This is a genomic window from Alistipes sp. An54 (genome assembly GCF_002159375.1).
Classification (GTDB): Bacteria; Bacteroidota; Bacteroidia; order Bacteroidales; family Rikenellaceae; genus Alistipes; species Alistipes megaguti.
Genome location: NZ_NFIA01000023.1, coordinates 21,002 through 27,873 on the forward strand (window position 1 = coordinate 21,002; position 6,872 = coordinate 27,873).

A 6,872-nucleotide genomic window follows, 5' to 3' on the forward strand; every position below is an offset into this window, starting at 1 on the left:
ATAAAATCACAATATAATACGAATATGAACGTATTGGGCAAACAAATCAAGGAGCGCCGGCACATGTTGAAGATCAAGCAACAGGAGTTGGCCGATCTGGCCGGAGTAAGCATCAATACGGTCGTTGCCGTGGAACGGGGGGCGGGCAATCCGCGGATGACCTCCCTGCTCGCAATATGCAACGTGCTCGGGTTGCAACTGGTTGCTCAATTAAAGGATTTGAACCATGAGACGGTGTGAAGTTTACCTGCACGGAATAAAAGCCGGAGTTTTGACCGAAGAGGACAATCGCACGTTTTGTTTCACCTACGACAAGGCCTATCTGCTCAACGAAAAGAGCGGACCTGTCAGTCTGACGCTTCCGCTCCAGGCCGAGCCCTACCGTTCGAACGTACTCTTCCCCGTATTTGCAAACATGCTCTCCGAAGGAGAGAATCGGCAGATCCAGTCCCAACTGCTCCACATAGATGCCGAGGACGATTTCGGCATCCTGCTGGCCACCTGCCAGTTCGACACCGTAGGTGCCATTACCGTAAAACCGATTGAGCCATGACAAAACTGAACGTCTGCCCGTCAACCCTGCAAAAGGGATACGACACCTACTCGCCAGCGGCACGGAAGGCGCTGTTCGACGGTCGGGAGGTATCACATATCTTTGCGGGGCCCAGCCCGGATGCGGATTCGCCGGAAGCCCTTGACGCCATCAGAAACGTGGGACGCATATCGCTCTCGGGGGCACAGCCCAAATTCTCGGTTGTCATGGACGAGTTTGATACGCTGCGGTATGCCCGTGAACGGGAGCAGGGGCTGTTCATTCTGAAACCCCGGCCCACCGGCTATCACATCATCAATCGGGAGTATTGCGCGGCCAATGAGCATGTTACAATGCAGATTGCTTCTCAAGTATACGGCATCGAGACGGCAGCCAATGGCCTGTGTTTTTTCGACAACGAAGAACCGGCATATATTACGCGCCGGTTCGATGTACATAACCGGGGAAAATACAAGCAGGAGGATTTCGCGGCCCTGCTGGGATATACCAAAGACAACGCAGGAGCCAACTACAAATACGACAAGGCCAGTTACGAAGAGTGCGCCGGGATCATCCACCGCTACGTCAAAGCTGCCCTGGTCGACATCCAGCGTTTTTTCCGGCTCATCCTGTTCAATTTCGTTACGTCGAACGATGATGCCCATCTGAAAAACTTTTCCCTGATCGAATACAACGGGGAGTATCGGCTCTCCCCGGCCTATGACCTTGTCAATACAGCGCTGCAACTGCGGGAGCCCCGGATATTCGCCCTCGACAAGGGGTTATTCAGAGAAGGTATGGCCTTCTCGGACACCCGTACCATCCGGCGCGCCGACTTTGAGGAGTTCGGACGACGCATTGGACTTCCGGAAAAGGTGGTTAGGAAAGAAATCGAACTGTTCCTGTCCGACCAGCCTTTAACCTATGAATTGCTGGAACGTTCGTTCATTTCGAAGGAGCTGAAAAAGCAATACAGGCAAACGTTCGACTACCGCCGTCGAATGCTCGGTTTTTAAGTCGTGCCGACCCAATAACGGGAACGATAGGCCGTACAGAAAGAGCAAAATACAGACTGCTTCCGCAAAATTTTCCGCATTTGGAGAATTTCGGGATTTTTACTATTTTTGCATTGTCTGACAGGAAGATACAGACGCGATGCAACGCAGCGCAGAAAACCGGTGGGCAAGGCGACAACCAAGCCTTGAAAGTTCGCTTAATATTCTGATATACAGATAGGTTTCTATTGTATCGGAGTACCTTTATCCGCACATTTGGGGACAAATTGCATTTTTTGCAGTTTTGTCCTCATTTTTATTTATGTAATCATCTGAAAATTTGCGCATTATACTCAACGCCTCATTAGTGGTAGGAGTTCGATAATTTTGAACTGACTTATCCCACTCAACTCCTCCAGGAAACGCCAAATGCTGAATCTGCTGACAAATATCAAGTGTCCCGTTACGCCACATATCCCCTAATTCACAGCAAGTTAACACCACCTTATGGATATGGTGCGTAAAGTTCGATAATTTTATGTTTTCCTTCTCCAACTCCCTTTCAACTTTGAGTTTCTTTTCAGTCAATTCTGCTATTGCTCCCTGGTAAATTTCATCATCAATCGCATCAATAGCTCGATTCATTTGCACCTTCTTGATGTTGTTTGTTATCTCTGAAAGTTGCTTGGTCAACAAAGTCCTATTTTTGACCTGCTCATGGCAACTCTGTGCAAAATAATCCTTTACGACCTTTTCAAAGATGGGACGAAGCGTTTTGGGTAAGGCAAATCCATCTAATAACTCCGCATATTTGCGGTGCATATCTTTTGCATTGCGGTTTGTGCAACAACCTGCCACATTGCATTTATAATAATCAATGTTCTTGGTCGTATACTTGGTAAATGCCGTGTGATCCTCTGCACAAAATACATGCTTCAACAAAGGGAATTTAGGCGACTCCCTATCATGAACATATCGTCCTGTCCTTGCAGACAAAGCCAACTGCACCCGTTCAAACTCGCTCCATGTAATCAAAGGAGGCTGATTTCCATCTATCACCGCATCCCCTAATGCCTTGTGAGATATTTTCCCCGCATAGAAGGGATTGACAAAGATTTTATGAAGTTGTTGTTTGCTAATCTCCACCCCTCTGTTGGATAACCATTCTAAAATTTTGCAGTTTTTGACACCTTGCATTTTTAGTTCAAAGGCTTTTTTCAATAGCCATCCCTGCTCATTGATAATGAATTGCGTATGACGACCTTTCCCTTGTGAATAATAGCCTAAAGGTGTCTTCCCGCACCAAATGCCAGCCTCAACCTTCGCCTTGACACCTGCGGTACATTTCTCTCGGCGCACATCATTATCAAACTCAGCCGCGATGAAATTGAAATTGCGCATGAACTTTCCCTGAGGAGTACGAGCATCTATTTCCTGCGTTGCTGCAATAACATATATATCCAATGCCCTTAGTTCCTCAGACGTTTTAATGGATTCTGCACCATTACGTCCAAATCTATCAGAGGAATAGATAATAAGATATTTAATATGCCGATTGCGTTTCACCTCTGCAATCATCTGTTTAAAGTGCTTGCCTTGCACCTTGGCGCTCTCATAAAATCCTCCGTACTCTTTGATAACCTCTATATTGCAACGTTGTGCATACCTCCTGCACACATCTCGCTGATGCTCCAAACTGCCACCCTCATCCATCTGCTTCTTGGATGACACTCGTGTCCAAATTACACCTATACTATGTTCATTTCTATTCATCTTTTAAATTGCTATTCTCTTTTATTTTCACATACTCAGCACCAATTCCCGCCAGAGTATACAGATAATCCATAATGACTGTCATATCTATTTCGCTCGTGATACCTATCTTCTGTAAATCATCTTTATAATCGCTTAATTTATAATTAAACACATTGAATCATATTCCTTCTTATTCGCTTTCGGCTCCTGCGTCATTCTTGCAGGACTTTTGCTCGCCGTGGGAAACTTAGACCACCTATGCACATAGGCACAAACATTCAAATATTTGTTATTACGTCATACTTTAATTTTTATTTTGAAGAGTGGAATTACTCTTTGGTGTAGAAATACAAATTTTATTTTTAAAAACCAAATTTTATATTTAATATTTTAAATAATTTTCTTGATTTTTTGAAGGGTATTCACACTTACCCCACAGATTGCGGCTATATTTCTTAACGAAATACCCTTCTTTATCAACTGAATCTCTTTGGAATACTGTGTTTTCATTTCATCTGCGCTTTTACGATAACCAACTTTCCGTCCCACCTTACCTCCTTGTCGCCTGAAATGATTGTAGCCGCTCTCCATCCTACTGCGAATTAACCCTCGCTCCATACTATTGAACTGAGCAAGAATGCCAAGCACGAGTTGTGCAATGGGATTGGGACCGCCATTAGGCAAGAGTGTCTCTAACCCATTCTGATGAATATATACACTAATCCCGTGCTCAGTCAAATACTCTACAACCTGCAAAAAATCAACAGCTCGGCGGGATAAACGGCTGCACTCATAGATCAGCACCTTATCAATCTTATTCTCCTCTACATATTTGAGCAGGTCCGCCAAAGCCTCTCGCTCTGCAATCTTCTTTGCTCCGCTTATCTTTTCTGAAAACTCTTTAACAACCTCATACCCCATTCGTGATGCATACTCCCTTAACTCTGATAGCTGGCGCTCATAGTCCTGTCCAGCAGTTGAAACCCTTGCATATATTACTACTCTTGTTTCCATCATTTATCAATCCTTATTCAATACAAATATATTACATTTATACAATATATGCAATATCTTTATCATAATTTACCTTTCCTGCAATAAAAAATCCCGACCTTAAAGCCGGGATTCAGACGCTACAAGTTTATGTTAAACTTATTATTCAATACGCTTGTAATAATCATCGTAAAGCGAGGGAGTAACATCTATGCTTTGAGAATGCATAATCAACTCATCAGCAGACAAATCAACTTTGAATGTCACAAACATTAGCGTCAACTCACTCGTCGTGCTATTATAAGAATATTTTGTAGAATATGGACTTTTTTCTCCAAACTGATACTCATAGACTCGCCCATCTGCAGTAAACTCAAGAACATATTCGCCCGGAGCATACTCATCATCTGGACTTCCGTCATGCCATACTGTTTTAACCTGCTCCCATTTACCAACAAGAAGACCGTTATTATTATCTTCATCTTTGGAGCAACTCGCAAAAAGTGCAATTGCAGCAAAAACAAACAAAAGTTTTTTCATTTGAAACGATTAGAAATTATATCCCACAGAAAGAAAGAAATTTCCCGTCTTCAATTTACCCCAGCTACTGAGGGCATCTTCATTGGACTCAGGATTCCCTCCAGCCGCAATCTTAGCCACATTAACAAATCCAAATTCGTAGCCAAGACTAAAAACAAATTGTTTCCACTCTGCTGTAGCACTGAAACGCATACCGAAGTCCGAACGTTTCATTACGCCATTGGCGCCAAACAAGTCGCTCTTTTCAGAGTAGGATTCACCTTCAAACTCCTCCGTATCCATGTATTCATACTTACTTTTCCCGCTGACACCCAATGCATAATAAAATCCAATGCTGGGGTATAAAGTTACCACATCTTTAATATTAAATTTGTAATTAACCATTATTGGGATCTCAAGATATAATGGATTTGCCGTCTCTTTGTCTGCCCAGAAATCAGCCTTGAATCCTTTTTGTGAAATCTGTAGACCTGTCTCCAAATAAAGGGGATGGGTCTCCATCAACAGGCGCTGGTAAACGCCAGCTACGTGGAAGCCAACCCTTGAATTAAAATCAAATCCAGACATGGATGCGTTTGAAACATTCAGACCTGCGCGCACCCCGTAAAGGTTCTTTTCATAATTCTGCGCAACAGCACTGCTTGCTACCATGGCAACACCCACAAGGGCAAAGAAAAGTTTTTTCATAACCGTTTGGTTAGTTTAGGCTCTCCCCGACTCCCCAAGAGATGATTATAAACAAAAAGAAAGTGTGGAGTCGTTTCGCTTACTTGCCAGAAGGTAGTGGAAGGACCCAAGAGAAAATAAACGACGCAATACCCCACACCGAGATAGATATTGGGGTATGGGTACAAAATGTACCAACCACGTATCTATACAAGGAATGAGTGCTGTTCGTCCAACCCTTCTCTTTGAAAACTTCCACATTTTCTGACAGGGAAGTGCGAAAACACTTTCATCAAATATGTCTGCCTCCTGCATTTCTACATTCAGCATCACAAAGATAGAAAATTATTTTCACATACGAACAACACTCGTGAGGTATTGCAAAAAGTAAGATAGCGGCTAATACACCGCTATCAAATTTTCCCATCTGAATGATCTCCAACCTCCGCTTTCCAAATCATAGTATGCAGTATTTGCATAACGTTCACGGCTTTCACCCCAACCGCAAACCTTATCTGCTATAAAGTCTGGATTCGTGGTACCAAAAGCGATTCTGATGCTTCCATCCTTTTTCAGATAGGCGAACTTTACAATCTGCCCGCTGCGCAGTTTCCGCTTAAGTTGTTCAATCAAAAGAGCCTTTGAGATGCCATCCACCATTCTTGAAGAGGTGCGAACTGCAATAACCTTTGCACGCACTACCGTGTTGTCATTGAGTAAAATAACCTGATCCATACTTGTAAGATTTATTATTACACCTATTGTTAGAATTTCCAATGTTTGGGAGTCCTCCACCCCATCAATTCGTAGAGCTTATTACGGCAATCGGCATAAGAGCGACCGCGATACACCTTCTCACCCGTCTCCACATCCCATACATAAAGCCCGCTTCCCGCTCCCATAATCTTGTATTTCCTTTCCGTTGCCATATATCCTCCATCCCTTTGTTTATAGCACAAAGATATGACATATATTTCATATATGCAAATATAACATGATTTATTTTGAATATCTGTCATATTTTTATAGTTTTGCCTAAAATAGCATAATATGGAAAAGGAGAAAGCAGAGCGGACAGTTGTCCATGTTGAACTATTTGCAGACAACAGCCATCATTACTTTGGATCATTGGCAGCCATTTATGAGAAATTCAGCAAAGAAGAAATAGGAATTACTTATGGCAGTTTACGCAACTATGGACTCTCTGCAGAAAAGCCATACCAAAATAAACTCTGCATTATCCGGAAAGGGGTGCTGATCACTATCCCCAAACAAAAATAATCTTTTAAATTACATTGCTACAAAATAGAGTGCCTTTGCAAACATCTGAAAAGATTATTTTAATACAAAATTAGATTGCCACAGCAGCAAAGAAGATCATGATCTCCAAC

Annotated in this window: 9 protein-coding genes; 4 read left to right on the plus strand and 5 right to left on the minus strand. The window is 42.9% G+C overall.

The window, feature by feature from the left end; translation table 11 throughout:
* The first annotated feature begins 24 nt into the window (after positions 1-24).
* Genes B5G09_RS13365 through B5G09_RS13375 form a run of 3 tightly spaced genes read left to right on the plus strand, consistent with a single transcriptional unit; the run spans position 25 to position 1,548 of the window.
* Positions 25-240 carry a helix-turn-helix domain-containing protein gene (locus B5G09_RS13365; protein ID WP_087405568.1) on the plus strand — a complete coding sequence of 72 codons (216 nt, stop codon included), beginning with the start codon at positions 25-27 and terminating at the stop codon, positions 238-240.
* Positions 227-553 (plus strand): HipA N-terminal domain-containing protein, encoded by a 327-nt coding sequence (locus B5G09_RS13370; RefSeq protein WP_087263621.1) that lies wholly within the window; start codon positions 227-229, stop codon positions 551-553. The genes B5G09_RS13365 and B5G09_RS13370 overlap by 14 nt, the downstream gene beginning before the upstream one ends.
* Entirely contained in the window at positions 550-1,548 is a 999-nt protein-coding gene (locus tag B5G09_RS13375; RefSeq protein ID WP_087405569.1) for a HipA domain-containing protein, read from the plus strand. Before B5G09_RS13370 ends, B5G09_RS13375 begins: the two co-directional genes overlap by 4 nt.
* A gap of 243 nt (positions 1,549-1,791) precedes the next feature.
* On the opposite strand, the gene B5G09_RS13380 is transcribed toward B5G09_RS13375, so the two are convergent.
* From B5G09_RS13380 to B5G09_RS13400, 5 genes are all read right to left on the minus strand, one after another.
* Positions 1,792-3,300, minus strand: coding sequence for a recombinase family protein (locus B5G09_RS13380; protein WP_087405570.1), 1,509 nt, complete (start codon positions 3,298-3,300; stop codon positions 1,792-1,794).
* A 372-nt stretch (positions 3,301-3,672) separates the two neighbouring features.
* Entirely contained in the window at positions 3,673-4,296 is a 624-nt protein-coding gene (locus B5G09_RS13385; protein ID WP_087405577.1) for a recombinase family protein, read from the minus strand.
* 141 nt (positions 4,297-4,437) lie between these two features.
* Positions 4,438-4,815, minus strand: a complete 378-nt coding sequence (locus B5G09_RS13390; protein WP_143256578.1) for a hypothetical protein — start codon at positions 4,813-4,815, stop codon at positions 4,438-4,440.
* A gap of 9 nt (positions 4,816-4,824) precedes the next feature.
* A complete protein-coding gene (locus B5G09_RS13395) occupies positions 4,825-5,502 on the minus strand; it encodes a porin family protein (protein ID WP_087405572.1) in 678 nt (225 codons plus the stop codon).
* 378 nt (positions 5,503-5,880) lie between these two features.
* Positions 5,881-6,216 (minus strand): SH3 beta-barrel fold-containing protein, encoded by a 336-nt coding sequence (locus B5G09_RS13400; RefSeq protein WP_087405573.1) that lies wholly within the window; start codon positions 6,214-6,216, stop codon positions 5,881-5,883.
* Positions 6,217-6,531: 315 nt separating this feature from the next.
* Here B5G09_RS13400 and B5G09_RS13410 point away from each other — a divergent pair, with 315 nt between their 5' ends.
* Positions 6,532-6,762 carry a hypothetical protein gene (locus tag B5G09_RS13410; RefSeq protein WP_087405575.1) on the plus strand — a complete coding sequence of 77 codons (231 nt, stop codon included), beginning with the start codon at positions 6,532-6,534 and terminating at the stop codon, positions 6,760-6,762.
* Positions 6,763-6,872 lie beyond the last annotated feature (110 nt).

Coding starts and splice junctions, on each gene's coding strand:
- B5G09_RS13365 (WP_087405568.1), top strand. CDS start 25: ATGAACGTATTGGGCAAACAAATCAAGGAGCGCCGGCACATGTTGAAG.
- B5G09_RS13370 (WP_087263621.1), top strand. CDS start 227: ATGAGACGGTGTGAAGTTTACCTGCACGGAATAAAAGCCGGAGTTTTG.
- B5G09_RS13375 (WP_087405569.1), top strand. CDS start 550: ATGACAAAACTGAACGTCTGCCCGTCAACCCTGCAAAAGGGATACGAC.
- B5G09_RS13380 (WP_087405570.1), bottom strand. CDS start 3,300: ATGAATAGAAATGAACATAGTATAGGTGTAATTTGGACACGAGTGTCA.
- B5G09_RS13385 (WP_087405577.1), bottom strand. CDS start 4,296: ATGGAAACAAGAGTAGTAATATATGCAAGGGTTTCAACTGCTGGACAG.
- B5G09_RS13390 (WP_143256578.1), bottom strand. CDS start 4,815: ATGAAAAAACTTTTGTTTGTTTTTGCTGCAATTGCACTTTTTGCGAGT.
- B5G09_RS13395 (WP_087405572.1), bottom strand. CDS start 5,502: ATGAAAAAACTTTTCTTTGCCCTTGTGGGTGTTGCCATGGTAGCAAGC.
- B5G09_RS13400 (WP_087405573.1), bottom strand. CDS start 6,216: ATGGATCAGGTTATTTTACTCAATGACAACACGGTAGTGCGTGCAAAG.
- B5G09_RS13410 (WP_087405575.1), top strand. CDS start 6,532: ATGGAAAAGGAGAAAGCAGAGCGGACAGTTGTCCATGTTGAACTATTT.